Origin of the sequence: Pseudomonas sp. Z3-8, assembly GCF_051131975.1 — a bacterium.
GTDB lineage: Bacteria > Pseudomonadota > Gammaproteobacteria > Pseudomonadales > Pseudomonadaceae > Aquipseudomonas.
Map to the genome: position 1 here is coordinate 3,773,167 of NZ_CP071643.1, position 26,206 is coordinate 3,799,372.

The following is a 26,206-nucleotide window of genomic DNA, read 5'->3' on the forward strand; positions in this document are numbered from 1 at the left end:
GAAATGTGGGAGCGAGCCTGCTCGCGAAGGCGTCGGGTCAGCCAGATCAATGCTGGCTGAACCACCGCTTTCGCGAGCAGGCTCGCTCCCACTGGGTTCAGCGGTGGCTTGAGAGGCGCATCAACCCGCCATTCACCGCGACACTCAGCCCACGGTAATCCTCGATCTGCGAGTGCAACGTCACCACCGGATGCGTGTGCGTGGCCGTCACCACCATCACATCCGCGCCCGCCGCCTCGCCGGCCTTGATCCCGGCTTCGGCATCCTCGAACACCAGGCATTCCTGCGGTTTCACCTGCAAGCGCTGCGCCGCGAGTAGATAGCAATCGGGGTTCGGCTTGCCGGCGCTCACGTCTTCAGCAGTCACCATCACCGCCGGACGCACAATCCCGGCTGCTTCCATGCGGCGCAAAGCCAAGGCCATGGGCGCCGAGGTGACGATCGCCCATTGCGTCGGCGGCAGGCATTTGAGAAAGGCCAGCGCACCGGGCACCTCGACCACGCCCTCCACGTCCTCGATTTCTTCGACGGTGAGCTGCGCGGCCTCGGCCTGGGCATCCACGCCCGGCAGGTTCTGGCGGGCGACGGTGTCGACAGCGCGCACGCCATGGATGGTCGGCAGGAATTTCGCCACGTCCAGGCCATGGCGCATGGCCCAGCGTGTCCAGATCCGCTCGGTGGCGGCGACAGAATTGAGCAGCGTGCCGTCCATGTCGAAGAGGAAGGCGCGGTAGGCGACGGAGGGGAGTTTTACAGGCATTGAATTCCTCGTGGATGACAAGACGGGGCAGTGGGCACTGTAACACTCGCCTATCTACCAACCGCCGGTTTCATGTGGGAGCGAGCCTGCTCGCGAATACGTCGGGCCAGTCACATCAGTGCTGGCTGAACCACCGCTTTCGCGAGCAGGCTCGCTCCCACAGGGGGGTCGGTGGTGGGCCGGCTATACCAACCGCTCGATTCGCTGATGCTGCCAGACCCGTTTGTAATACACCGCCTGCAAAATCAGCATGCTCAGGTAAGCCACCGGAAACGCCATCCACACCCCTTGCAGGCCGAAGTGCGCGTCCAGCAGGTAGGCCGCCGGCACTTGCACGCCGATGATGCAGAAGATCGAGATGGCCACCGGCACCAGCACCGTGCCGCTGGCGCGCATGATGCCGCCGATGATGGCCTGGAAGCCGAACACCAGCAGGCTCCAGAGCATGATGTGCAACAGGTGCTCGGCCTGGACCCGCGCCGCCGGGTCGGTGATGAACAGCCCCAGCAGCCAGTGGGACAACAGATACCCCAGCAGCACCAGGCCACCGGTCAGCCAGACGTTGATCAACAGCCCCGTGCGCAGGATCGGCCCGAGACGTTCCAGGTGTCCGGCGCCGATGGCCTGGGCGCCGAGGATCGAGGCGGTGATGGCGATCGACAGCGCCGGAAACTGCACGTAATTGACGATCTGCGTCACCGCCCCGTAGGCGGCCGTGGCCTGGGAGCCGTGGTGATTGACCAACGCCAGGACGACCAGCTCCGACAACGAAATCACCACCATCTGCAACCCTGTCGGCAAGCCGATGCGCAGCACCTTGGCGAGAATATCCCGGTCCAGGCGCATCGCGGCGAACAGCGCGCGGTCCGGCGCCAAGGCATGCGCCCGCCGGTTGAGGCGCCACGCCAGCATGGCCATGGCCGATGCGGTGCCCACCAATCCCGCCCACGCCGCGCTCTGGATACCCATCTGTGGCAATCCCAGCCAGCCGCGGATCAGCACCGGCGTCAGCAGCATCCCGACGCTGGTGGATACCAGCAACGCCAGCAGCGGCGAGACGGTATCACTCACACCGCGCAGCAGCTGGGTGAAGAGCACGAACACCAGTAGCATCGGCAGGATCCACATCATCACCCGCGCGTAAGAAATGGCATCTTCGAGCACATCGTCGGGCGTGCCGAGCCCTTGCAGGGCCTCGCGAGCAAAGACGCTGCCCAACACCGCGGCCACCAGCCCGATGATCGCCCCCAACAGCAACGTCGAGCCGGCGATCGCCTTCACCGTTCCGGTCTCGCCGGCGCCATAGGCCTGCCCGATCAACACGCCCGCCCCCGCGCCCAGTCCAATCACCAGGGCGATGAAGAAAAACACGATGGGAAACATCCCCGACACCGCCGCCAAAGCCTGGGTACCGAGCATCTGGCCGATGTAGATGCTGTTGAGCGTACCGGACATCGACTGGAGGAAATTGGACAGGACCATGGGGGCCAGGAATAGCAAGTAGGTTTTCCAGAGCGGCTGGGCAGGCATGGGGGCTCGATGGCAGGTTCGAAATCAATGCCGGGTAATTTAGCTCAATCCTCTCGTTCTGTTGCAGAGATGTCGCCTTTGTGGCGAGGGAGCTTGCTCCCGCTGGACTGCGCAGCAGGCCCAAAATCCATAAGGCTGATTACTTCTGGCTAAACCCGATTAAAACGGGGCCGTTGCTCGGCCCAGCGGGAGCAAGCTCCCTCGCCACGGGTTATCCGCAGGTCAGGCCTTCTCGACATTTCTCCGATTTGGTCTATTCTTAGATAGCAATGTGCCATTATTTTTATCGAAACCGGACGACTGGTCCTCAAGACCGCGTCGGCTTTGCAGATAACCAGTCATCAGCAAATATCCTGTCAGCAACACTGTTCAAGGACCGAACCATGACGTCGTATTCCCACGACCACTCCCTCGCCAAAACCCAGCCACGCATTCTCTGGCACGCCTTGATCGTGGCCGTCGCCGCAAGCGTCGGCGTGCTGGCACTCAACGGTGCGAGCACACAGAATATCGGTTTGAGCATCGTGCTGGTGGTTCTTGGCGTGGCCGTCGGCATCTTGGGCGCGCGTTCACAACGTCTTCAACTCGACGAGGCGACGGCCGCGGCCATCACCCGCCACGAGTTGCAAGCCGCCGGTCATGTTTCCCATAAAGCCAGCGCGCAGCTCAACGAAGTGATCCTCGGCGCGATGCCGATCTGGGCCAAGCAAGTCGAAAGCTCACGCCAGCAGACTGAAACCGCAATCGTCTCGCTGACCACCCGCTTCACCGGTATCTCTTCGCGCCTCGAAGAGACCGTGCAAGCCTCGCAACAGGCCGCCGGCGAGTTGGCCGGCAGCGGCGGTGGCGGTGCCGTCCAGGTACTGGCGCAGAGCGAAGGTGAACTGGTCAAGGTCATCGACTCGCTGAAAACCACCCAGGCCAGCCGTGATGAAACCCTGACCCAGGTCCGCAACCTGACCGCCTACACCGGCGAACTGCGGACCATGGCCGCCGATGTCGCGGCGATTGCCGCCCAGACCAACCTGCTGGCCCTGAACGCCGCCATCGAGGCCGCCCGGGCGGGCGAAGCCGGGCGCGGTTTTGCGGTGGTGGCCGATGCGGTGCGCGCACTGTCGAGCAAATCCAGCGAGACCGGCCAACAGATGTCGGCCAAGGTCGACGTCATCAATACCGCCATCACTCAACTGGTCCAGGCCGCCTCCAGCGGCGCCGACCAGGACAGCCAGTCCGTGGCCGTGTCCGAAGGCAGCATTCAGCGCGTGCTGGAACGCTTCAAAAGCGTCACTGAGCGTCTCGCCGATTCGGCCGACATGCTGCAACGGGAAAGCTTCGGCATTCGCGACGAGCTCACCGAAGTGCTGGTCAATCTCCAATTCCAGGATCGGGTCAGCCAGATCCTCAGCCACGTGCGCGACAACATCGAGGACCTGCACGTGCATATGCAGCAGGCCAGCCAGTCGCCGGACCACGCTGCCTCCATCGACGCCCGCCAATGGCTGGCGCGCATGGAAACCACCTACGCCACCGACGAGCAACGCCGCAATCATCATGGCGACTCGGCCGCGCAACAGACTTCACAGGAAATAACCTTCTTTTAGGAGAGCCGTTCATGGCTAAAAGTGTATTGGTTGTCGACGACTCCGCGAGCGTTCGGCAGGTAGTCGGCATCGCGTTGAAAAGTGCCGGCTACGACGTGATCGAAGCCAGCGATGGCAAGGACGCACTGGGCAAGCTCACCGGGCAGAAAGTGCACCTGATCATCAGCGACGTGAACATGCCGAACATGGACGGCATCACCTTCGTCAAGGAGGTCAAGAAGCTCGCCAGCTACAAGTTCACGCCGATCATCATGCTCACCACCGAATCCCAGGAATCGAAGAAGCAGGAAGGCCAGGCCGCAGGTGCCAAGGCCTGGGTGGTCAAGCCGTTCCAACCGGCGCAGATGCTGGCGGCGGTATCCAAGCTGATTCTTCCTTGATGGCCGGAGGCTTCGATGCCGCTGCTGTACGAAACAGAAGATGACACCGCGCAGGTGCAGATCGACGGCGAGCTGACGATCTACACCGCTGCCGACCTGGCCGCACAATTGCTGCCACGGTTGGGGGCCACGCCGAACATGGCACTGGACCTGTCGCAGATCACCGAGATGGACGGCGCCGGCCTGCAACTGCTGCTGATGATTCAGCGCGAGGCACCCAAGGCCGGCACCCAACTGACAGTGACCGGCCAGAGCAAAGCCGTTACGGAGACACTCGCCCTGTGCAACCTCGTTGCCTAGAGGCCCCGCGACACGTCGGACACGACAAAGGATATGAGCGTGAGCATCAATCTCGATCAGGCACAACAAACGTTTATCGTCGAGGCACGAGAGCAGTTGCAGGCGATGGAAGAATCGCTGCTGCAACTGGAAAACGACCCCGCCGACGATGACGCCATCGGCGCAATTTTCCGCGCGGCGCACACCATCAAGGGTTCGGCCGGGCTGTTCGGCCTGGAGCCGATCGTCAGCTTCACCCACATCGTCGAGGACGTGCTCGACCGCTTGCGTGAAGGCAGCGTCGCGGTGGACCCGGGCCTGATCGCGGTGCTGCTCAAGTCCGGCGATCACATGCTTGAACTGATCGACGTGGTCGCCAACCAGGGCTCGACGTTGCAGCCCCCTGCCCTGGCTCGGGAAATGGAGTTGTGCCAGATCCTCCAGGAATACCAGGCGCCCCCGACCGCGCCCGAAACGACTGCGGCAGAGGCAACTGAAACGAGCGAGTCAACCGACGCGCGCCTCTGGCACATCAGCCTGCGCTTTGGGCAGGAAGTGTTCCGCAATGGCATGGACCCGCTGTCGTTCCTGCGCTATCTGCAGACCCTCGGTGAGATCGTCGAGATCACCACGCTGACCGAAGCGATGCCGGCTATCGAAGCCTGGGATGCCGAATCCTGCTACCTGGGTTTTGATATCGGGTTTCGCTCCGCCGCCGGTCATGCCGCGATCAACGAAGTCTTCGATTTTGTCCGCGAAGATTGCGTGATCGAGATCGTTGCCGCGCCAGAGGCAGAGGCGGAGGCAGAGCCCCAGGCGAGCACCGATTTGGTCACCACCGCCCAGACAGCCAGCGAAGAAAGCACCGCCATGGTCACCACCGGCGAGCTGTTGCCAGACCAGCGCAAAACCCCGCGCATGCCGGCCCAGGTCGCGCCCGACAAACAGGCCGTGGCCAGCGACGGCAAAAGCAGGGACGGCACGTACGTCCGGGTCAACGCCGACAAACTCGACGAACTGATCAACCTGGTCGGCGAGCTGGTGATCGCCAGTGCCGGCGCCAGCCTGCTGGCCCGCACGTGCCAGAACGACCCGTTGCAGGAAGCCACCTCATCGGTGTCCGGGCTGGTGGAAGAGATTCTCGACGGCGCCCTGCGCCTGCGGATGATCCCCATCGGCGAAACCTTCAACCGCTTTCGCCGGGTGGTGCGCGACGTCAGCCAGGAACTGGGCAAGGACATCGACCTGATCATCAGCGGCGCGGAAACCGAGCTGGACAAGACCGTCGTGGAAAAGATCGGCGACCCGCTCATGCACCTGCTGCGCAACGCCATGGACCACGGCATCGAAACCGCCGAGGCGCGGATGGCCGCCGGCAAACCGGCCAAGGGTCACCTGCACCTCAACGCCTACCACGACTCGGGCAGCATCGTGCTGGAAATCGCCGACGATGGCGCCGGCCTGAACCGCGACCGCATCCTGGAAAAAGCCCATGAGCGCGGCCTGATCGCCGCCGGCGCAAACCTGAGCGACCAGGAAATCTACAACCTGATTTTCGAACCCGGCTTCTCCACCGCCCAGGCCGTCACCAACCTGTCCGGGCGCGGTGTGGGCATGGACGTGGTCAAGCGCAACATCACACTGCTGCGCGGCACCGTCGACCTCGACAGCCAACCGGGCAAGGGCACCGTGGTGCGCATCCGCCTGCCGCTGACGCTGGCGATCATCAATGGCTTCCTCGTCGGCATCGGCCAGTCCACCTATGTGATTCCGTTGGACATGGTCCAGGAATGCATCGAGCTGAGCGAAGACGATGGCGTCGCCAGCCGCGAACAAGGCTACCTCGACCTGCGCGGCGAAGTGCTGCCGCTGGTGTACCTGCGCGATCACTTCCATCACGAAGGCCCGGCCTCGCGCCGGCAGAACGTGGTGGTGGTGCGCTACGCCGAACTCAAGGCCGGGCTGGTGGTGGATGACCTGCTGGGTGAATTCCAGACCGTGATCAAACCCTTGGGCAAGCTGTTCGGCGCACTGCGCGGCATCAGCGGCTCGACCATTCTGGGCAGCGGTGCGGTGGCGTTGATTCTCGACGTACCTGCCCTGCTCACCCAGATCGCACAAACAGAAAACCGCTACAACCCGACCCCATTACAACAAGCCAACGCTCGCTGACGCTTCAACACTCCATGGAGAGGTATTCCCCAATGAAATGGTTCTACGACCTTAGAATCGCCACCAAACTGATCACCTCGTTCCTCGTGGTGTTGGCGCTGACCGCCGTCATGGGCGTGTTTTCGATCCACCAGCTGGGCCAGGTGAACGGCACCACCACCGAGATCCGCGAGAACTGGATGCCGTCCATGCGCGCCGCCTCGGGCATGCGCTTCTACGCAGCGAGCTTTCGCCTCAAGGAAAACCGTCATATTTCCGCCGACTCCGAGCAAGAACGCGTAACGCTGGAGCAGGAAGCCGACGAAGCGAAAAAGGCCTTCGAAACCCGTCTCGGCACCTATGAAAAACTGCTCTCCACCGCCGAAGACCGTCAACTGTTCGAAACCACCCGCAACGACTGGGCCGCTTACCTGGTGGTCAGCAAGGATCTGTTCGCGCTGTCCCGGCAGAACCAGACCGAGCAAGCCATGGCGCTGCTCAAAGGCGAGTCCAAACGCCAGTTCGACCTGGTGACAAGCGACCTGCAAAAACTCGTGGAACTGAACGACGTCGGTGCCGGCGCCGCCAGCGAACACGGCACCCAGCTGTATGAGAATGCACGCCTGTCGATCATCGCCGTGCTGGCTGCCGCCCTGCTGGTGGGCCTGGGTCTGGCGCTGTTCATTTCGCGGATCATTTCCCGTCCGCTGAAGCAGGCCGCCGCCGTCGCCGAACAACTGGCCGAAGGTAACCTGAACGCGAAAATCGAAGCCGGCTCCAAGGACGAAACCGGCATGGTGCTCAATGCCATGCAGAATATGGTTGGCAAGCTCTCGCACATCATCGGTGAAGTGCGCAACGCGGCGGACAACCTCGCCAGCGCCTCCGAAGAAGTCAGCGCCACCGCGCAATCGATGAGCCAGGCCACCAGCGAACAGGCGGCCAGCGTCGAGGAAACCAGCGCCTCCATCGAGCAGATGAGCGCCAGCATCAACCAGAACACCGAGAACGCCAAGGTTACCGACGGCATGGCCAGCAAGGCCGCCAAGGAAGCCACCGACGGCGGCGAGTCGGTGCAGCAGACCGTGGTGGCGATGAAAAAAATCGCCCAGCGCATCAGCATCATCGACGACATCGCCTACCAGACCAACCTGCTTGCGCTTAACGCCGCCATCGAAGCGGCCCGCGCCGGCGAACATGGCAAAGGCTTCGCGGTGGTCGCCGCCGAAGTGCGCAAACTGGCTGAGCGCAGCCAGGTTGCCGCCCAGGAAATCGGCGAACTGTCGTCCAGCAGCGTCGACATGGCGGAGAAGGCCGGGAACCTGCTCAACGAAATGGTCCCGTCCATCAACAAGACTTCGGACCTGGTGCAGGAAATCAGCGCCGCGTCCGAAGAACAGGCCGCCGGCGTGGCGCAGATCAACACCGCCATGACCCAGCTCAACCAGGTGACCCAGCAGAACGCCTCCAGCAGCGAAGAACTGGCCGCCACCGCCGAAGAGATGAGCAGCCAGGCCGAACAGCTGCAACAGGCCATGAGCTTCTTCACTCTGGACACGCCAGCCAAGTCCGCCATGCAGAGCGCCAGGGTCGATAACACCCCAGGTCCGTCCAGCCGCAAACCGGCACGGGCACCGGCACCGGTGATGCCCAAGGCATTTGCCTACAACATGGCCAGCGCGCCGGACGAATCGGAATTTACCCGGTTCTGATGGCCCGGTTCCACAGGCTTGCCTAAAGGAGAAAAAGCTATGGGCGCCATCGCGACCACACGTCAAACCGTCAGCGCGGTCGAGGAAGAAGCGCAATACCTGACGTTCATGCTCGGCACGGAGATGTTCGCCATCGGCATCCTGTGCATCAAGGAAATCATCGAGTACGGCAACCTGACCGTCGTGCCGATGATGCCGGCCTTCGTGCGCGGGGTGATCAACCTGCGGGGTGCGGTCGTGCCGGTGGTGGACCTGTCGGCCCGTTTCGGCCGGCCAAATTCCGCCATCAGCCGGCGCAGTTGCGTGGTCATCATCGAGGCCGCCAGCGCTGATGGTCAGGCCCAGGATATCGGCCTGCTGGTGGACACGGTGTCGGCGGTGCTGGAGATCCCGGCCTCGCAGATCGAACCACCGCCGAGTTTCGGCGCGAAGATCCGCGCCGACTTCATCAGCGGCATGGCCAAGGTCGATGGCAAGTTCGTCATCGTGCTGGAGGTCGACCGGGTGCTGTCCATCGACGAGATGTCCGAACTCGCCCAGGCCAGCCCCGCTGCGTTGGAAGCACCAGTCTCATGAGCACAGACACTTGCAAGGAACGCACAGTGAATTCAATGGCCCTCAGCGACCGGGAGTTCAGCCAGTTCCAGTCCTGGCTGTACCAGGCCGCCGGCATCAACCTGTCGCCGGCCAAGAAAGCCCTGGTGGCCGGGCGGCTGTTCAAGCGCCTCAAGCACTATGAACTGGACAGTTATGGCGAATATTTCACGCTGATCATGAGCGGCCAGCGCAGCGACGAACTGCAGGTGGCGCTGGACCTGCTCACGACCAACGAGACCTATTTTTTCCGCGAGCCCAAGCACTTCGACTTTCTTCGCGACCATGTGCTGCCCCACGCGACGCCGGGCAAGACCTTCCGCCTGTGGAGCGCGGCCAGTTCCTCCGGCGAGGAGCCCTATAGCCTCGCCATGACTCTGGCCGAAAGCCTGGGCACCACGCCATGGGAAGTCATCGGTTCGGACATCAGCACCCAGGTGTTGGCGAAGGCCCGTTCCGGGCATTACCCAATGGAACGCGCGCGCAACCTGCCCCATCCGTTGCTGGTGAAATATTGCCTCAAGGGCACCGGCAGCCAGCAAGGCACGATGCTCATCGATCGGGCGCTGCGCAACCGCGTCAACTTCATCCAGGTCAACCTCAACGACACCCTGCCGGAGCTGGGGGAGTTCGATGTGATTTTCCTGCGCAACGTGATGATCTATTTCGACCAGCCCACCAAGAGCAAAGTGGTTGCGCGGCTGATCCCTCGGCTCAAGTCCGGCGGGTATTTCATCGTCAGCCATTCGGAGAGCCTCAATGGCGTGTCCGATGCGCTGAAGTTGGTCGCCCCTTCGATTTATCGCAAGCCATGAGCGCCGCGATAAAGCAGGTAGCGGAGGTCTACCTCGGGCCGGGAGAGTTTCGCTTTGCGACCTGCCCGACCCGGCTGCGGACGATCCTCGGCTCCTGCGTGGCAATCACGCTCTGGCACCCGCAACGCAAGATCGGCGGCATGTGCCATTTCATGTTGCCCAGCCGGGTACGGTGCTCCACCGCGTTGAACGGGATGTACGCCGATGAAGCCATCGAGCTGTTCGTCCGTCAGGCCCGTGCCCATCACACCGAGCCCGAGGAATACCAGCTCAAGCTGTTCGGCGGCGGCGAGATGTTTCCCGAACTGCAACGCCATGTGGCATTCGGCGACGTGGCACGGTCGAACGTCAACGCGGCGCTGGAGATGGCCGCGCTCTATCGCCTGGACCTGATCGCCCAGGACATGGGCAGCACCGGCCACCGCAGCATCATTTTCGACCTTTGCACGGGCGACGTCTGGGTCAGGCACCAACCGATAAGGACCCTGCACTAACCATGTCAGGCAAAAAAATAAACGTATTGCTGGTGGATGATTCCGCCGTGGTCCGCCAGGTATTGCTGGCGATCCTGAGTGACACGCCGGACATCAACGTCATCGGTGCGGCTTCCGACCCGATCTTTGCCATGGACAAACTGGCGAAGGAATGGCCCGACGTGATCGTGATGGACGTGGAAATGCCGCGCATGGACGGCATCACCTTCCTGAAAAAAATCATGAGCGAACGGCCTACCCCGGTAGTGATCTGCTCGTCGCTGACGCCCAAGGGCGCGGAAACCACCTTGCAAGCCATGGCCGCCGGTGCGGTGGAAATCATCACCAAGCCCACCAGCGGCTTGAAGAATTTCCTCTTGGAATCGGCCCCGGAACTGGTGTCCGCCATCCGCGCCGCCGCCCAGGTCAACGTCCGCAACCTGGGCAAGCGCCCGGCTCCGGCGACGCCGCTGACCCCGGCGACCAAACTCACCGCCGACGCCATGCTGCCCGCCGCCAACGGCCACGCCATGGCCCAGACCACCGAACGCATCGTCGCCATGGGCACCTCCACCGGCGGCACCCAGGCGCTGGAAGCGGTGCTCACCGCCCTGCCACGGGTGTGTCCGGGCATCGTCATCGTCCAGCACATGCCGGAAAAATTCACCGCATCCTTCGCCGCAAGGCTCAACAGCCTCTGCCAGATCGAAGTGCGCGAAGCGAAAAACAACGACCGCATCCACCCGGGCCTGGCCCTCATCGCCCCCGGCGGCAAGCACATGATGGTGACCCGCAGCGGCGCGTTCTATCACGTGCAGGTAGTGGACGGCCCGCTGGTCAATCGCCATCGCCCTTCGGTGGATGTGCTGTTCCGCTCGGTGGCGAAGTTCGCCGGCCGTAACGCCACGGGCATCATCATGACCGGCATGGGCGACGACGGCGCCCGCGGCCTGAAGGAAATGCTCGACGCCGGCAGCGCCACCGTAGCCCAGGACGAGGCCAGCTGCGTGGTGTTCGGCATGCCCAAGGAAGCCATCAAACTCAACGCCGCGCAGCGGGTGATGCCGTTGCAGGAGATTGCGCAGGTGATATTGCATCGCTGAACAAAGCACCTGTTGTTGAGTGAGAGCTGTTGTGGCGAGGGAGCTTGCTCCCGCTGGGCTGCGCAGCGGCCCCAAATACTCGGAGGCGCCGTTGCAGATCGAGTTGCCAGGGTTCAGGGCCGCTGCGCGCCCCAGCGGGAGCAAGCTCCCTCGCCACAAGAAAAGCTGTTTAAACAGGCGAGATCGTCGCCAGCACACCGATCAGCAACGTCAACGCCAGAAAACCACCCAGAAAAATCGCCATCTTCGCCATGAGCATTCCCCCAATAAGAGCCATTGCGGCACGGCCGAATTGTGGAGCGGTAACTGATACCGTTACAGACGCACCTGCGACCAAAAAATGCGGATCAGTGCATAAAGCCAGAAACCCGCCAAGCCAGAACTGCAGAAGTACGCCATGATCCCGGCTATCATGCCGCACGCTTATTTGCCCGGCGTGCTGCTAGCCACCCTAAAGGATTCAGGTATGCCCCTTCTGCCTTCACGCGCCACCTTCCTCGTCTCAGGTCTTCTGATCAGCTCTCTGTGCCTGGCCGAGGGCGAGCCGGCGGAAAGCGTCATCAAGGACTCGACCAAATCCGCGGTCTCGTCGTTCATCACCGCAGGCAAGAACCTGTTGGGCGGTGTGAGCGAAGGCGTGCTCGACGGGCGCGAGTCGGTCCAGGGCACCGATGGCGCCGCGATCATCTCCTCCGGCGAGCAAATGAAAGACCGCATCACTATCGAAGTGCTGAAGCTTGAGCCAAGCGAAGAAAACGTCACCATCACCCTCGGCTTCAAGAACAGCACCGACACCCAACTGCGCCTGATCAACCTCGGACAAACCGGCACCCTGCTGGCCATCGACCAGGCCGGCTACGCCAACCGCCTCACCGGTCTGGACAACCCCGACGAAGTCACCGTCCCACCGAAGATCGCCGTACGACAGAAATTCGTTTTCGAAGGCATGAACGAAGCGATCAGTGCCGTACGGGTCTGGGGGGCGGATTATTCGGTCAAGAAGTAATCACGAAACCGTGGCGAGGGAGCTTGCTCCCGCTGGGCTGCGCAGCGGCCCCACCCCACCAGCGGCTCGGTAAGAGCTTCAACCGATCGTGAATAAACCGTTCATGCGGTCGTTCAAGAAGTCGCTGTTATCAGACCTCGCTCAAGCGCGGTAGCGATGATGTCGGTTGCAGGTACGTTGACCCAAGTAAAAATGTCTACCTCCTGCCTGGACCCAAGCCAACACCCCACCATCTCGTAGCCCAGCGAGTACCCCAGCCATTTGGGCTTGTTCCCACTACCAAAAAACCATTCGCTGTGATCGTAATAACTCGATTCAAGTGCTTGCAGCCCAACCGGCGAATTCAACAGCTCAGTTGAGCTAACTTCCCGCTCCCAAGGCTCTGGATCGGTGTTGAGCAGATATCGGACGAACTGTCCGGCAAGTCCTTCGCTCACCAAAGCCTCGCCCAACGTCCAGCCATAGCCCGGCCCTGCCATGCGCAGACAATGATGGACCTCATGGATAATCTGACGATGTAGCGCGCCAGCGCGCAGGCTGGGAATGAAGTTGGGATTATCTGGATCAAGCGTCATGCTGAACATCGAGCTTCGATACGCTCGCCCTACCAGGCCCAATTCCGGAATGGTTTCGCCCGGCAATCGCTGGACCAGGACATCAAGTCGGGGCGGGACCATCCGATAAGCCAAGGCCTCAAAAGCGGTTTCGAACTCACCAACCAGCTCCTTGCGAAACTCAGCCAGACTCCCCGAGGCTTCTAGCCAGTGCAACGTCCATGCGTCCATCAACTCTCCTTTTTTTATTGGGTTTGTGCTTTCTTTTCGTCCGATCAGTCATATCGTTGATTATGCTGAGGATCAATAGGTCCCCGGGGTCCCCCAGCTTTCTACAGCGAAGCTTACAGAAGGATTCGTGATGACCACGCCTGATCAAAACATCAAAAACGATACACACCCCCACAGCCTGCTAAACGGCTCATGGCTGAACGAACCCAAAATCCACAGCACCGCCACAACGAATTCCCTGCGCCTGGAAACCGACACCAACACTGACTTCTGGCGCGAAACCCACTACGGCTTCACCCACGACAGCGGCCATTTCCTCGGCGTCGAAGCCCCACCCAGCTTCACCTGCCAACTACGCATCCAAGGCACCTTCGAAGCCCTGTACGACCAGGCCGGTCTCATGGTCCGCATCAACGAACGCCAATGGGTCAAGGCCGGGATCGAACTGAGCGACGGCCAGGCGATGCTCGGCAGCGTACTCACCGACGGACAATCCGACTGGGCGACCAGCCCGTACACCGCCGATCCCAACGACTTCTGGATGCGCGCCACGGTCGCCAACGGCGTACTACGCTTGCAGGTTTCCGCCGATGGACTTCGTTGGCCGCTGGTGCGCTTATGCCCGTTTCCCATCGCACCGACCTACCGCGTCGGCCCGATGGCGTGCAGCCCCAAGCGCGGCGGCTTGAAAGTCGCTTTTTCCGACTGGACCCTAGGGCCTGCGCTGGGCAAGGACTTGCATGATCTGACCTGAGCGCGGCCCCTGTTGCAGCGCTCTGTATCCGCGACACACAGCAATACAAACACACCGCCGCACGACACATCCCAGATACACGACAAGCGCCAAATGGCCCCGTCCGAACAGGCCAGTCGCGCCTTGCTTCGACCCGACGTGCCCAGCACCGGGCAAGCAACGTGACGCCGCCACGGCACACGCCCCGCGCAACGTTGCCAGGGGCCAAACAGCTCTTATCTGGAGAAATCTCATGACCCGTACAAAAAACTCGAACACCGCTCGCCTCGCCCTTGCCGCCCTCGCCCTGTCCGGCGGCTTGAGCCTCGCCCAGTCGGCTTTCGCGGTCGACGCCCTGCCCCAGGGTTATCAACTGGCCTCGGCGGAAAAAACCTCCGAAGGCAAGTGCGGCGAAGGCAAATGCGGCGCCGCCGAATCGGGCAAAAAAGTCACCCAGGCCGAAGGCAAATGCGGTGAAGGCAAATGTGGCGACGCGTCCTTCGCCAGCACTGACACCGACAAAGATGATCGCGTGTCGCTGAAGGAATTCCTCAGCGTGGTGCCGACCGAAAAAGCCGAGTTCGAAAAGATGGACAGCAACCACGACGGCTACCTGTCCGAAGCGGAAACCTACAAATATCGCACCGGCCAATACACCGCCAATGGCAAGAAAGTGCCCACCGAGCTGTTCACCCGCATGAGCCAAGCCAAGGAATAAAGCCCTTCGCCCGCGCCCTCCCGGCGGTTCACACCGGGAGGGTCTGGCCATCCCTGGAGAATTGCGATGAGCACCTTCACTTCACCCAACGGCGCCGGGCTCGGCCTGCGTCGCGCCATGCTTGGCGACTTGCTGAAAATGCCCTCGGGCGCCGCGGATTTCCTCGAATGCGCGCCGGATAACTGGATCGGCGTCGGTGGTGTCTACGCCGAACAACTCGATCAACTGGCCGCAAGACACCCCATCACCTGCCACGGCCTGTCCCTGTCCCTCGGCGGCCCACAACCTCTCGACCTCGACCTGCTGCGCGGCACCCGGCGCTTTCTCGATCGCTACGGCGTGGCGATCTACAGCGAGCACCTGAGCTATTGCTCCGCCAGCGGCCACCTCTACGACCTCTTGCCGATCCCCTTCACCGAAGAAGCTGTGCACCACGTTGCCGCGCGCATACGCCAGACCCAGGACCTACTGGGCCAGCGCATCGCCGTGGAAAACATCTCCTACTACGCCGCGCCCTTCCAGGCCATGAGCGAAATCGACTTCATCACCGCAGTCCTCGAAGAAGCCGACTGCGACCTGCTGCTGGACGTCAACAACCTCTACGTCAACGCCATCAACCACCGCTACGACGCCCAGAAATTCCTCGCCGCCCTGCCCGCGCAACGCGTCAGCTACCTGCACGTCGCCGGCCATTACGACGAAGCCGACGACCTGAAAATCGACACCCACGGCGCGGCGGTCAAGCAAGATGTCTGGACACTGCTGTACCAGACCTACCAACGATTCGGACCGGTGCCGACATTGCTGGAACGCGACTTCAACTTCCCGCCGTTGACCGAACTGCTCGCCGAAGTCGAGCAGATCAAACAGCTCCAACAACTCGCCTGCCCGGCCACCCCGGAGGCCCGCCATGCCTGAACAACTGCTCGACCAACTCAACTGCATGGCCAACTACGTCCGCAACCCCCACCACCCGCCCCCACCCGGGCTGGAAGCCCGACGCCTGGCCATCTACCGCCAACTGTTCATCGGCAACATCGAATCACTGCTCGCCGCCAGCTTCCCGGTCATCCACCAAACCCTGCCGCGCGCCGACTGGCAACGACTGGTTCACGACTTCTACGCCAACTACCGCTGCCAGACGCCACTGTTCACACAGCTGGCCGGCGAATTTGTCGCCTACCTGGAGCAACACGAGGATCTGCACGGCCTCCCACCATGGCTGCCCGAACTCGCCCAGCACGAATGGAGCGAAAGTGCCCTGCTGCTGAGCGATGCGGTGGAGCCGTCACACAATCCCCACGGCGATCTGATGGAAGGCGCCCCCGTGGTCTCCCGACTCGCGCAGGCACACGCCTATGAATGGCCGGTATGCGACATCGGGCCGGATCATCAACCCACAGAAAAGCCTACCGCCCCAACGTTGGTACTGTTGCAGCGGCGCGAAGGGCAAGTGACGTTTTCGCGGATGGCGCCGATGGCGTATGCGCTGTTGGTTTCGCTGATGGAGAATCGGCGCAGTGGGCGCGAGCATTTGGTGGCGTTGGCTGAAGTGGTTGGAGTGTCGGTGCGGGAGTTGATGCCGATGGGGGTAGCGGCGCTTGAGGGGTTCAAGGCGCAGGGGATTGTGTTGGGGACGCGTTGGGGGTGAGTTGTGATAATTCCTACGCGAGTCTCGGAAATGGTCACCTGTTCGTGACGGGTACTTGAACTTATAGTCGGTTGCGTCGCCTTGAAGAGCGACCAGGTTTGGCGACCTGGGATCGGATCAGCCCATTAATCTGATCGGAGCAATCCCATGGAAAGATACATCCCCATCACCGGCATCGACTGCACCCCGGCTTCGCTGCTGATTGATAGTCAGGCACCGCTTGATGTTCTGCATGCTACGGCTGATTACCGTATCCGCGTTGTGACACAGGTTCTGGAAAATATTGCGTTTCGTGCCGAGATTGGTAGCGATACGGTAGTGCTAATGGATTTTGCGCAGTTGCTGGCGATTCCGCTAAGGGATGGGTGTGATTTGTTGGAGGTGATTGGGCGGCGGCTTCAGGAGGGCGTTGAGGGGTGAAAGAGAACGGGCGCTGGAAGCGCCCGTTTTTCTGCCTCAGATGAACGAATGGGGTACTAGAAAGTTTTGCGTTTGGCGCCGTGGCGCATTTTGAAGAGTACTGAACGGCAGCAATCGGCCAGGAGCGGACATTGATTCTCCTGTAGTTAGAGAGGCCCCCGTTGCCCAAACGCCTCACGTGCGAATTCCAAGAAACTGCGCAGCTTTGGGGTCATTCTTCGGTCAGGGGCGTAAAGCAAATGCATTGAGGTGGTCGGCACTGGGTACTGCGGGAGCAGACGCACCAACGTCCCATCACGCAACGCATCGCTAACCAGCTCTATCGGCTGTAGAACTACACCCAGACCCGCTACAGCTGCTGCCAGCAGAGGATCACCCTGATTAATCGTCAATTTGCTTGTAATTGGAACATCGATACTCCCCTCTTGGCTATCGAAGCTCCAGTGCGAACGACCGTCAGAATAGGTAAAACCCAGACACTCCTGTTGCTGTAGATCCCATGGATTCGTGATGGGAGGGCGACGTGCAAGGTAGGACGGTGCAGCGCACAAAACCATTTGATAGGGCTCTAGCGGCATCGCCTTCAACCCACTGCTCACCAGCTCGCCGATGCGAAAGACCACGTCGTAACCATGATCGACGATATCGACCAGCTCGTTCGATAGAGTTAGGTCGATAGACACCTGTGGATATCGAACCATGTATTCCAGCAGGCGTGGCGAAAGCGCGCGAATTCCGAACGTGACCGGTGCGTTGATACGAAGGCGACCGATTGGTGTGCCACGAGTAAGGGCAGCCAGGCTTTCGGCAGACTGCATGTCTGCAAGGATTAGTTTCGCGCGCTGGTAGAACGTCCTGCCGAAGTCAGTAAGGCTTTGCCTGCGCGTAGTCCGTAGCAGTAGGGAGACACCGAGATGTTGTTCGAGCATTTTCACCTGTTTCCCTACTAACTGAGGGGACAAGTTCAGATCGTCCGCAGCGGCGCTGAATGAACCCAGCTCAACCGTTTTGACGAACGTAGCCATCTGCGTTAGGCGATCCATTATAAACACCATGTTTCTAGTAATGAGCCATCGTAGGCCTTTATCCCTTCCTTACCAATGTCTAAATTCTCGTCACCCTTGAGTGGCCGGAGTACATTCCGGATTTACATCGAGACCCATTAATAAACGAGGTATCCAACATGGCACGCATTGTCAGAATCCACGAATACGGTGATGCCAGCGTTCTGAAGCTGGAAGATATGGAAGTTCCGGCACCGGCACCGAACGAGGTGCAGATTGGCGTTAAAGCTATTGGCTTGAACCGGGCCGAAGTGATGTTTCGCAATCACGCCTATCTACAGGACGCCGAGTTCCCCAGCCGCTTAGGCTACGAGGCCGCAGGCATCGTGGTTTCAGTTGGTAGCGACGTAACGGAGATCAAGATTGGTGATAAGGTCGCTGTAATCCCGCCTTTGGATATCGCTCGATGGGGCACTTACGGCGAGCTGGCCAATGTACCGGCTCACCTGGTGGTAAAGAGTCCTGAGAACTTATCCTTTGAAGAGGCTGCTGCGTCTTGGATGCAGTACGTCACCGCTTGGGGCGCATTGATCGAACAAGCGAAGCTGCGGCAGGACGACTTTATCATCGTCACCGCTGCATCAAGCAGTGTTGGCCTGGCTGCCTTCCAACTTGCTCGTATGGTCGGAGCCACATCGATTGCGATCACTCGAACCAGCGCGAAGAAGCAGGCCCTAATTGATGCTGGCGCTGCGCACGTCATCGTCAGTGATGAAGAGGACATCGTCGAGCGTGTTATGGCGATAACTGTTGGTCAAGGCGCCCGTGTTGTGTTCGATCCTGTAGGCGGGCCGTCCTTTGAACCCCTCACGCAGAGCATGGCGCGAGGCGGAATCCTGCTGGAATACGGTGCACTTAGCTCTGAGCCGACGCCATTTCCACTGTTCACCGTGCTGGGCAAAAGCTTGACCTTGAAGGGCTATCTCTACGCAGAAATTGTGGCCGACCTTGAAGCCTTGGAAAGAGCGAAGGCTTTTATTCTACAAGGGCTGGAGTCTGGTGCGTTGCGCCCGATCATCGCCAAGACATTCGCGCTTAACGACATCCAGAATGCCCACCGTTTCCTTGAAGCCAATCAACAAATCGGCAAAATCGTAGTAACTGTCTGACCGGCATTTATGGGGCTGAGAGCGTAATTCTCGGCCCCGCTTCAACCCGATCCAGATGACCGCTTCTGGCGTCGGTCTAAGGTTTCGCCAAATGACTGCTCTGGGTCGATAGCTGCCGGTCGCGAACGACCGCTATCGACCCAAAGCGGCCGTAACGCAGCTCCAAGTCAGGGCTTGAACGGATCAATCCAGCTAGGCCGAAGTCCTGCCTCGTATTCTTTGCGTACGTAGGCGAGCGACTCTGCGCATCCCATTTTCGCCTCGATAGCGCCTATGCATCCCCAGCAATCTCCGCCGCAATTGCCTGATAGCGGATCTGCTGGGTTGTCGAGTAAGCGTCTGCAGATCGTGCAGTATTCCGGCTTATTGCTGTTCGTCATAATCCCACTTTCCAAACGTCCGATCTTGGCCGATTGCTGCCCACCAGAAATGGGTGGTGTCCCCCAAAGACCAACTCTGTCTCCCGCGCCGCCCCCGGACGCGCCCTCCAATACCATCAACCCTTCCGCCCCACCCCAAGACAAAACATCTTCCGATAATCAGAAGGCGACGTCCCCAGATGCGCACCGAAATGCTGCCTCAACGACAACGACGTCCCAAACCCCACCTCCCCCGCGATGCACTCAATAGGCAACTCAGTCGTTTCCAGCAACGCCTGCGCTCTGGCCACCCGTTCAGCGGTCAACCATTTCGACACAGTTGTACCAGTCGCCTCCTTGAACCGACGGGTAAAAGTCCGTCTGCTCATTTTTGCCATGTCTGCCAGAACGTCGAGGGACAGGTCGCTGGACAGGTTCATTCGGGCCCACGTCAGGACGTCGGAGAGGTGAGTCTCGCCAGATAATTGCGGCACCGGGTGTTCAACATACTGCGCCTGGCCTCCGGGCCTGTGGGGTGGCGTCACGAGCATTTTCGCGGTGCGATTCGCCACGTCTGCGCCGAGTCGCTCGCGTACCAGGTGCAGGCAGCAATCGATTGCCGCGACCGTTCCGGCGGACGTCACGATGTTATCGGCGCTGACATAGAGCACTTCGGGCTTGAATCGAACCTTGGGAAAACGTTGCGCAAACTGGTCACGGACGGCCCAGTGGGTGGTTGCTTCCTTTCCATCGAGCAGCCCGGCATCGCCGAGGACGAACGCACCCAAACACAATCCCACGATGAGCTTGCCTTGCGTATTGGCGAGCTGCAGCGCTTCTACGAGTTGGGGCGATGCAACAAGGGATTGATCGCCCCACGCGGGGATGATGATGACGTCGGAAGTTTCCATCAGCTCCAGGCCGAGGCTTACCGACAGTCCAATGTCCTGGTCGGCACTGATTACTCCGGGCACTTCTGCGCAGTAATTGATTTCATACCGAGGCCCATCGGGCGCGGGTTGGGCGGTTCCCAATACCATTCCTGGCACGGAAAGATGGAAAAGGCTGACGCCTTCGAAAGCTAGAACAGCAACGCGTATGGGGAGCATGAGGAGGCCTCGATTCGCCCTGTGGGGCCCAAGCCGAACCACGTCGAGCAGTTGGCCCGATTATAGCGAAATATGTCATTCGGGCCACTGTTGGCTCGCGAGACATTCGGCAAGAATGGATGCCTCGATGTAAACAACAGGATCAATTCTTATGAAACTCACAACTTTACCGCTTGCCGTCAGCATGGCTTGTGCCGTAGCCGCTGCCCCCGCGTTCGCCAGTTCGAATGCTCCCAAAGCGCCGGACGCCTCTCACAAGTTGGATTTGCAGCAGGTTCGTAACGCCACGGTGAAAATCACCTACGGTGACACCACTTTCCTGGTTGATCCGATGCTGGCAAAAAAAGGCGCTTATCCGGGTTTTGAAAACACCTATCGAAGCAACCTGCGCAACCCCTTGGTTGATCTGACGGAATCACCGGAGAAAGTTATCGCCGGAGTCGATGCCGTCATCGTCACCCATACGCACCTGGATCACTGGGGACGATGCCGCGCAGAAAGCGCTGCCTAAAGACATTCCGCTGTTCGCCCAACATGAAGAAGATGCTCAACTGATTCGTTCCCAGGGTTTCAAGAACGTACGCGTGCTGACGGATGAAGCCGAATTCGGCGGCGTGAAGATCACCAAGACCGGCGGCCAGCATGGCACTGACGAAATGTATGCCGTGCCAGCGCTCGCAAAACCGCTAGGCGAAGCCATGGGCGTGGTTTTCCAAGCACCGGGTTACAAGACGCTCTACCTTGCGGGTGACACGATCTGGCGTAAAGAGGTCGACCAAGCCATCAGCCAGTACCGCCCGGAAGTTATCGTGCTCAACGCCGGGAAGGCAAAAATGGCGGGATTCGACGGCTCGATCATCATGGGTGAGGAAGATGTGCTTCGCGCCTCGAAAGCCGCGAAAAACGCACAGATTGTCGCGGTGCACATGGACGCGATCAACCATATGTCCCTGAATCGTGAAGAATTGCGCGCTTACGTCAAGAAGCAAGGGATTGAGGGGCGTGTGGACATTCCGGAAGATGGGGCTTCGCTGGAGTTCTAAATGGAAAGGGACAGGTTTCTTTGGCAAATAAATCTGTCCCTTTTTCGCTCCGTCCCTTTTTCGCTCCAATTTTGCAGGAACATCCGTTTCTGGGCGATTACGGTGGAAACGTGGAACGCAGTCATATAGAAAAAAGATTCGTAACGCTAAGGCCGCGACCGACGGCCCCATCAACTCCCCCCTACCGTGCATGATGAAGTCTGTTGTCGTTCACACCACCTGCTCGCAGCTTATTTGGTCAGCACATCGCCGCGCCGAAACTTCACTATTTGTCCTTGCGGGTCATAGGCGAACCGACTAAACAGCGGGCTGTCCGTGTATTGATGTAAAGGGATGGAAACAATCGCAAGGTTTTCGTCAATCTTCCAGGCTTTTTTCAGGGCGAAATAAGCATTCAAGCTCTTGATAAACTTGTAAAGCGGCGACCCTTGGTCAAGATTGGCTATCTCCTCTTCCTCCTCCTTGAATAACTCTATCTTTTTATTTTTTGCTTTTATATCATATTTACCTGCCACCACTTTTGGCCTAAAAACCTTTGCTGTTCCCTTTCCGTACACAGCCTGCGCCGTTATATTTTCAGGATAGTTCTTCGGATGATTCGAAAAATATTCGTGATTCGGCGTGTAACGTTTGATGATCACGCAATATCCGGCAATTCGGCAGCCAATTACCCGGGCTTTTCGAGTTTGCAGGGTAAGCTCTGTCTCTTCATCAGCCTCGTCCACCGAGACAATTTCCGCGATAGCCCTACCGACCTGCTTGGCCAAAGAATCCTCGTGCGGCATTGAAGTTTCAGCGCCGGCTGAATAACACGCATCAACACAGACTTTAGAAATGATGAATTTGTAACGTGTAGCCAAATAGCCAATCGCGTTACCCATCGTTTTGGCCGGAACTTCCGGATTTAACGACGCCACATCACAGTGTGTACCGACGTATATACCCAGACGCCGACCTTCTACGCCTTCTCCAATAACGCTGTACATCAAATACGCAAGAGTAAGCGCATCATTTACGTCAATATCGTTTACTTCGCATAAAAAAAATTTTGCTTTGCCGCTCCCCTGATATTTCTCTCTCATGGACAAATCGCTGGCAATCATCTCGCTGTCGGTGTGGTTCTTTTTAAATGTCACAACCAAGATAACGTCGTACTTACCACCCACGAGCACTCTACTTTCCATGTCATTTGCCTCCAGAGCAAAACGATTGCCACCCGAAGATGTGTTACACGAAGGTCAACGATAGACGGCTTTTACTGTTCCGGCCCAAACGTTCGCGGCACGCCCTTATAGATCTCCAGAGCGACAGTGTTAAGCCCTGCTATGAGCGTACCGGGCAGCTCTGATCTGAACTGCCTGAGCAGCCTCAGAATTTGTATAAATCTGTCCCTTTTTCGTCAATGCCATTAACACTCAAACCCGCACCGAAAACCGCTCCGCCGCCCGCCTCTCGAACATCGCCTGTTCCGTCTCCCGCGTCGCCCGCTCGCCCTTGTATGCCAGCTGATTGAAAAACAACCCGTCGGAATATTCCTGTATGGACACCGACCCACGGTCTTTCAGCAGCGGGGCCAGATCGATTGTTTTGGCGAAGTTTTCCTTGGTCAGGCTGTAGAGGCCCAGGTAGCTGCCGGACCATGGCGAGTCGGCGTCGACCAGGTCGATGGAGGCGTCGCGGACTGCGATGGCGGCGGCTTTCAGGTCCTTGGAGTCGTTGAGCAGATCGGTCAGCCGTTGGATATCGGAGTTGCTGAGCTTGCCGGCGGTGTTGAGCACCTTCAGGCTGCCGTCGGCTTCGACAGTGAAGCCGTATTTCTTGCCGGCCAAGTCCGGGTGGGTCGCTGAGAGTGCGGATTGAAACTCCTCGAACGAGGACTTCAGCGTACTGGTTGCCCCTTTGAGGGTCTCGGCGTATCGAGGAAAGTCCGGTGATTGCGAGCGCCCGATCCAGGTCTCGATCGCCACAGGCATCGGCATCGTTGCCTGGGCTTCTTCGCTGGGATGGAAGATGGCCGCTGGGCTGGCGTTTGCCAGGAGTTCTTTCGCAGCGTCTGTCGGCGCCTTGGTCACGAGCGCCTGTTCGGAGCGCGTGAGGTTGGTATTGGCCGGCGGGATGTAAGCGGAACTGACGGTGAGTACCATTTTTCATCTGTCCATGATGGGCGGGTTCGTTCAGGTTATCGGCGGTGCTGGATCCAACTTTAGAGATCGCTCCATGTCGCCAGCTTCGTAGCTTCTGGAGGGGGTGCGTTCCGCAGCCTGGGCTGATGATTGAATCCGTGGAAAGAATGCCACAGCTAATTGTTACCAAAGTATTTCAGCGGCATTTCATCAACTTTTCTGAACGGCAGTCGATGGACTTACAGATTCCAGGGAGCAGTTCAGAAATGAGAAACAATCAGCCGGTCACGCAACGTGAGATTTCGCTCGCACCTCAGCAGAAGCTGATTTCCACCACGGATACGCGAGGCGTCATCACGTATTGCAATGACGCCTTCGTCGAGATCAGCGGATTCGACAAGGTGGACCTGATCGGCGCACCACAGAATATCGTTCGTCATCCGGATGTGCCGCCCGCCGTGTTTGCGCATATGTGGGCCGCGCTCAAGCAAGGCAAACCGTGGATGGGGATCGTCAAGAACCGCTCGAAAAACGGCGACCATTATTGGGTCAATGCCTACGTCACGCCTGTTTACGAAGGGAGCCAGGTCGTCGGTTACGAGTCGGTCCGAGTCAAGCCGACGGCCAGCCAGATCCGCCGCGCCGAAGCGCTCTACAAACGCATCAGGCTCGGCAAGGCAGCTGTCCCGGGTGTTGATCGGTGGTACCCCTTCCTGCTCAGTTGGGTACCGGTCCTGTTGATGGGTTTATTGGGCACAGTGGGCGGCGCCTTTCTGAATACCGCCATGGCGATGCTGCTTGCTGTCGGAATATCGATTCCGGTCGGGTTGATCATCTCGCGCCAGCAGAACAAAGGCGCGCTGCGTCTGCTGGAAATGGCCGAGGCTTCCACCTCGGATGCGTTGCTGGCGAAAATGTACAGCGACGAGCGCGGCCTTCAGGCTCGCCTTGAAACAGCTTTCGAGAGCCAGGCATCCCGGCTCAAGACGTGCCTCACTCGCCTGCAGGACACCGCCGAGCAACTGACCGGTTTGGCCGGCAGGTCCGACGGCCTGGCCGCCGACAGTTCACGCGGGCTTGATCGCCAACGCGTCGAGACTGAGCAAGTGTCGGCCGCGGTGAATGAGATGTCGGCGACCACCCAAGAGGTCGCCAGTCATGTCCAGCGCACGGCTGACGCTACCCAGGAAGCCAACGTGCTGACCGGGCGTGGACGCGACGTAGCCCGAGACACTCGCCAGGCGATTCAGCGTCTCTCCGAGGTCGTGGGCGAAACAGGGCTGACGGTTGCGCAGCTGGCCAAGGACAGCAACGAAATCGGGACGGTGGTCGATGTCATCAAAGGCATTGCCGACCAGACCAACCTGCTGGCGTTGAACGCCGCCATCGAAGCCGCGCGCGCCGGAGACATGGGCAGAGGGTTCGCGGTGGTTGCCGATGAAGTGCGCCAGCTGGCGCAGCGCACGACTCAGTCCACCACTCAGATTCATAGCCTGATTTCCAAGTTGCAGGTCTCCTCCAACAACGCCGTGAAAACCATGGAAAGCGGCCACCGACAAGCTGAGGAAGGCGTCGCCTGGGTGCTTGAGGCAGACAAAGCACTGATCGGTATCAGCGAAGCCGTGGCACACATCACCGACATGACGACCCAGATTGCCGCTGCGACAGAAGAGCAAACTGCGGTGGCCGACGAAATCAGCCGCAATATCACCACTATCGCGAACCTGGCAGACCAGACCTCCGAACAGGCCAGGCACTCCGCGGAGTTGAGCAAGGAACTGACGCGAACAGCCATGACTCAGTACTCGTTGGTGGAGCGATTTAATCGCTAGTCAATCAACCGAATTGAATTCGCTTTGCCGAAGCTGGTGTTGCGCCACTACGGATTTGATGGCCGGGTACCGGGTCAACCAGACCTGGATCTGCAGGTGAATTGCTAACAATTTTGGCGGCCGTTATTATTCGACTATTACCAACTCGGCGAGTTTGGAGGGGACGCATATGGTATTCGCAAGTACAGTTTCTAAAGAAACCCGTCTAGTCCTGGAACAGGTTTGCGCCTATTCCAGAACGAGACTAATTGGTTATGCTACCAAGCGATTCGATAACGAAATGAGATTTGGTAATCAAACTCTTCGGGGACGATCAGGTGACTGAAGAAGGGTTGAAGAATCGGAATCCATTCTTCCAACACATCAAAGCCACCGTCATAGATGTTTGGTTCGTTCTCCAGGCCCAGTGCGGCGATTGCTGACATATCCTCCCGTAAGTCTTCCGAATACTCTTTACCTTCACCCAGCTCGGTTTCCGGATGATACCAATCCATCCTTAACTTTAAACCCATTGGACCATCGCCATATTTGGAAGCTACCTTCTAGCGCAAGGATGATTACCAGCTGTCTCGATAATCGAAGGCTACTTGATAGTCATAACGATCCCAATCAATTGGATGTTGAAAATAGGGCCGCAGAATTTCTACCCATTCCAAGGGAACATTGAATCCACCGTTATTTATATTATTCTCGAAAGGAATGCCCAAAGCGTCGATGACAGCACCGTCATCACCGAGGTCGCCTGAGTACTCCTCCCCCTCGAAAGATTCGATTTGTTTGCCATACCACTCGAGTCTCAGTTTGAGTCCCATTTGACCTCCAAACAAATTTCCTCCTGGTAGCGAACTCGCTCGGC

Annotated in this window: 27 protein-coding genes and 2 pseudogenes; 19 read left to right on the plus strand and 10 right to left on the minus strand. The window is 59.3% G+C overall.

Going from position 1 to position 26,206, the window contains the following annotated elements; genetic code table 11:
- Window positions 1-97 precede the first annotated feature (97 nt).
- Window positions 98-760 (minus strand): HAD family hydrolase, encoded by a 663-nt coding sequence (locus J3P94_RS17060; protein ID WP_434568916.1) that lies wholly within the window; start codon window positions 758-760, stop codon window positions 98-100.
- Between the two features lie 183 nt (window positions 761-943).
- Window positions 944-2,290, minus strand: a complete 1,347-nt coding sequence (locus J3P94_RS17065; protein WP_434568917.1) for an MATE family efflux transporter — start codon at window positions 2,288-2,290, stop codon at window positions 944-946.
- A gap of 689 nt (window positions 2,291-2,979) precedes the next feature.
- Between J3P94_RS17065 and J3P94_RS17070 the strand changes: the two genes are divergently transcribed.
- Genes J3P94_RS17070 through J3P94_RS17110 form a run of 9 tightly spaced genes read left to right on the plus strand, consistent with a single transcriptional unit; the run spans window position 2,980 to window position 11,398 of the window.
- Window positions 2,980-3,891: a methyl-accepting chemotaxis protein gene (locus J3P94_RS17070; protein WP_434574231.1), complete on the plus strand. Its 912-nt coding sequence runs from the start codon at window positions 2,980-2,982 to the stop codon at window positions 3,889-3,891.
- 11 nt (window positions 3,892-3,902) lie between these two features.
- Complete coding sequence (locus tag J3P94_RS17075; RefSeq protein ID WP_042730627.1) at window positions 3,903-4,271, plus strand: response regulator; 369 nt, start codon at window positions 3,903-3,905, stop codon at window positions 4,269-4,271.
- A gap of 15 nt (window positions 4,272-4,286) precedes the next feature.
- Window positions 4,287-4,571: an STAS domain-containing protein gene (locus J3P94_RS17080; protein WP_305495393.1), complete on the plus strand. Its 285-nt coding sequence runs from the start codon at window positions 4,287-4,289 to the stop codon at window positions 4,569-4,571.
- A gap of 39 nt (window positions 4,572-4,610) precedes the next feature.
- A complete protein-coding gene (locus J3P94_RS17085; RefSeq protein WP_434568918.1) occupies window positions 4,611-6,722 on the plus strand; it encodes a chemotaxis protein CheA in 2,112 nt (703 codons plus the stop codon).
- Between the two features lie 32 nt (window positions 6,723-6,754).
- Window positions 6,755-8,413, plus strand: a complete 1,659-nt coding sequence (locus J3P94_RS17090; protein ID WP_434568919.1) for a methyl-accepting chemotaxis protein — start codon at window positions 6,755-6,757, stop codon at window positions 8,411-8,413.
- A 39-nt stretch (window positions 8,414-8,452) separates the two neighbouring features.
- The gene (locus tag J3P94_RS17095) at window positions 8,453-8,989 is read left to right on the plus strand and encodes a chemotaxis protein CheW (protein WP_434568920.1); all 537 of its coding nucleotides are present in this window, start codon (window positions 8,453-8,455) and stop codon (window positions 8,987-8,989) included.
- Window positions 8,986-9,822, plus strand: coding sequence for a CheR family methyltransferase (locus tag J3P94_RS17100; protein ID WP_434568921.1), 837 nt, complete (start codon window positions 8,986-8,988; stop codon window positions 9,820-9,822). Before J3P94_RS17095 ends, J3P94_RS17100 begins: the two co-directional genes overlap by 4 nt.
- Complete coding sequence (gene cheD, locus J3P94_RS17105) at window positions 9,819-10,316, plus strand: chemoreceptor glutamine deamidase CheD (RefSeq protein WP_434568922.1); 498 nt, start codon at window positions 9,819-9,821, stop codon at window positions 10,314-10,316. The genes J3P94_RS17100 and cheD overlap by 4 nt, the downstream gene beginning before the upstream one ends.
- Before the next feature lie 2 nt (window positions 10,317-10,318).
- The gene (locus J3P94_RS17110; protein ID WP_434568923.1) at window positions 10,319-11,398 is read left to right on the plus strand and encodes a protein-glutamate methylesterase/protein-glutamine glutaminase; all 1,080 of its coding nucleotides are present in this window, start codon (window positions 10,319-10,321) and stop codon (window positions 11,396-11,398) included.
- A gap of 169 nt (window positions 11,399-11,567) precedes the next feature.
- Here the strand turns inward: J3P94_RS17110 and J3P94_RS17115 are convergent, their stop codons facing one another.
- Window positions 11,568-11,819 (minus strand): hypothetical protein, encoded by a 252-nt coding sequence (locus J3P94_RS17115; RefSeq protein WP_434568924.1) that lies wholly within the window; start codon window positions 11,817-11,819, stop codon window positions 11,568-11,570.
- A 45-nt stretch (window positions 11,820-11,864) separates the two neighbouring features.
- Here J3P94_RS17115 and J3P94_RS17120 point away from each other — a divergent pair, with 45 nt between their 5' ends.
- Window positions 11,865-12,404, plus strand: a complete 540-nt coding sequence (locus tag J3P94_RS17120) for a hypothetical protein (RefSeq protein WP_434568925.1) — start codon at window positions 11,865-11,867, stop codon at window positions 12,402-12,404.
- A 113-nt stretch (window positions 12,405-12,517) separates the two neighbouring features.
- Here J3P94_RS17120 and J3P94_RS17125 read toward each other — a convergent pair whose 3' ends face one another.
- Window positions 12,518-13,189 carry a DUF2268 domain-containing putative Zn-dependent protease gene (locus tag J3P94_RS17125; protein WP_434568926.1) on the minus strand — a complete coding sequence of 224 codons (672 nt, stop codon included), beginning with the start codon at window positions 13,187-13,189 and terminating at the stop codon, window positions 12,518-12,520.
- Window positions 13,190-13,319: 130 nt separating this feature from the next.
- On the opposite strand from J3P94_RS17125, the gene J3P94_RS17130 reads away from it, so the two are divergent.
- From J3P94_RS17130 to J3P94_RS17150, 5 genes are all read left to right on the plus strand, one after another.
- On the plus strand, window positions 13,320-13,943 hold the full coding sequence (locus J3P94_RS17130; RefSeq protein ID WP_434568927.1) for a DUF1349 domain-containing protein: 624 nt from the start codon (window positions 13,320-13,322) through the stop codon (window positions 13,941-13,943).
- 232 nt (window positions 13,944-14,175) lie between these two features.
- Entirely contained in the window at window positions 14,176-14,640 is a 465-nt protein-coding gene (locus J3P94_RS17135) for an HvfA family oxazolone/thioamide-modified RiPP metallophore (RefSeq protein WP_434568928.1), read from the plus strand.
- Between the two features lie 66 nt (window positions 14,641-14,706).
- Window positions 14,707-15,558, plus strand: coding sequence for an HvfB family MNIO-type RiPP peptide maturase (locus J3P94_RS17140; RefSeq protein WP_434568929.1), 852 nt, complete (start codon window positions 14,707-14,709; stop codon window positions 15,556-15,558).
- Window positions 15,551-16,291, plus strand: a complete 741-nt coding sequence (locus J3P94_RS17145) for an HvfC family RiPP maturation protein (RefSeq protein WP_434568930.1) — start codon at window positions 15,551-15,553, stop codon at window positions 16,289-16,291. The genes J3P94_RS17140 and J3P94_RS17145 overlap by 8 nt, the downstream gene beginning before the upstream one ends.
- 147 nt (window positions 16,292-16,438) lie before the next feature.
- The gene (locus tag J3P94_RS17150; protein WP_434568931.1) at window positions 16,439-16,711 is read left to right on the plus strand and encodes a hypothetical protein; all 273 of its coding nucleotides are present in this window, start codon (window positions 16,439-16,441) and stop codon (window positions 16,709-16,711) included.
- A gap of 146 nt (window positions 16,712-16,857) precedes the next feature.
- Here the strand turns inward: J3P94_RS17150 and J3P94_RS17155 are convergent, their stop codons facing one another.
- A complete protein-coding gene (locus J3P94_RS17155) occupies window positions 16,858-17,754 on the minus strand; it encodes a LysR family transcriptional regulator (protein ID WP_434568932.1) in 897 nt (298 codons plus the stop codon).
- Between the two features lie 140 nt (window positions 17,755-17,894).
- Between J3P94_RS17155 and J3P94_RS17160 the strand changes: the two genes are divergently transcribed.
- Complete coding sequence (locus J3P94_RS17160) at window positions 17,895-18,884, plus strand: zinc-dependent alcohol dehydrogenase family protein (protein ID WP_434568933.1); 990 nt, start codon at window positions 17,895-17,897, stop codon at window positions 18,882-18,884.
- Window positions 18,885-19,380: 496 nt separating this feature from the next.
- Here J3P94_RS17160 and J3P94_RS17165 read toward each other — a convergent pair whose 3' ends face one another.
- Window positions 19,381-20,352, minus strand: a complete 972-nt coding sequence (locus tag J3P94_RS17165; protein WP_434568934.1) for a GlxA family transcriptional regulator — start codon at window positions 20,350-20,352, stop codon at window positions 19,381-19,383.
- 151 nt (window positions 20,353-20,503) lie between these two features.
- Between J3P94_RS17165 and J3P94_RS17170 the strand changes: the two are divergent.
- Window positions 20,504-21,395: pseudogene (locus J3P94_RS17170) on the plus strand (MBL fold metallo-hydrolase).
- Window positions 21,396-21,625: 230 nt separating this feature from the next.
- Here the strand turns inward: J3P94_RS17170 and J3P94_RS17175 are convergent.
- Complete coding sequence (locus J3P94_RS17175) at window positions 21,626-22,579, minus strand: hypothetical protein (RefSeq protein ID WP_434568935.1); 954 nt, start codon at window positions 22,577-22,579, stop codon at window positions 21,626-21,628.
- A gap of 231 nt (window positions 22,580-22,810) precedes the next feature.
- The gene (locus J3P94_RS17180) at window positions 22,811-23,539 is read right to left on the minus strand and encodes a hypothetical protein (RefSeq protein WP_434568936.1); all 729 of its coding nucleotides are present in this window, start codon (window positions 23,537-23,539) and stop codon (window positions 22,811-22,813) included.
- Between the two features lie 245 nt (window positions 23,540-23,784).
- Between J3P94_RS17180 and J3P94_RS17185 the strand changes: the two are divergent.
- Both J3P94_RS17185 and J3P94_RS17190 read left to right on the plus strand, forming a co-directional pair.
- Window positions 23,785-24,063: pseudogene (locus tag J3P94_RS17185) on the plus strand (PAS domain-containing protein); the annotation flags it as partial.
- Window positions 24,064-24,258: 195 nt separating this feature from the next.
- The gene (locus J3P94_RS17190) at window positions 24,259-25,350 is read left to right on the plus strand and encodes a methyl-accepting chemotaxis protein (RefSeq protein WP_434574233.1); all 1,092 of its coding nucleotides are present in this window, start codon (window positions 24,259-24,261) and stop codon (window positions 25,348-25,350) included.
- Window positions 25,351-25,607: 257 nt separating this feature from the next.
- Here the strand turns inward: J3P94_RS17190 and J3P94_RS17195 are convergent, their stop codons facing one another.
- Both J3P94_RS17195 and J3P94_RS17200 read right to left on the minus strand, forming a co-directional pair.
- Window positions 25,608-25,862 carry a colicin E3-like toxin immunity protein gene (locus J3P94_RS17195; protein ID WP_434568937.1) on the minus strand — a complete coding sequence of 85 codons (255 nt, stop codon included), beginning with the start codon at window positions 25,860-25,862 and terminating at the stop codon, window positions 25,608-25,610.
- 45 nt (window positions 25,863-25,907) lie between these two features.
- A complete protein-coding gene (locus tag J3P94_RS17200; RefSeq protein ID WP_434568938.1) occupies window positions 25,908-26,162 on the minus strand; it encodes a colicin E3-like toxin immunity protein in 255 nt (84 codons plus the stop codon).
- Window positions 26,163-26,206 lie beyond the last annotated feature (44 nt).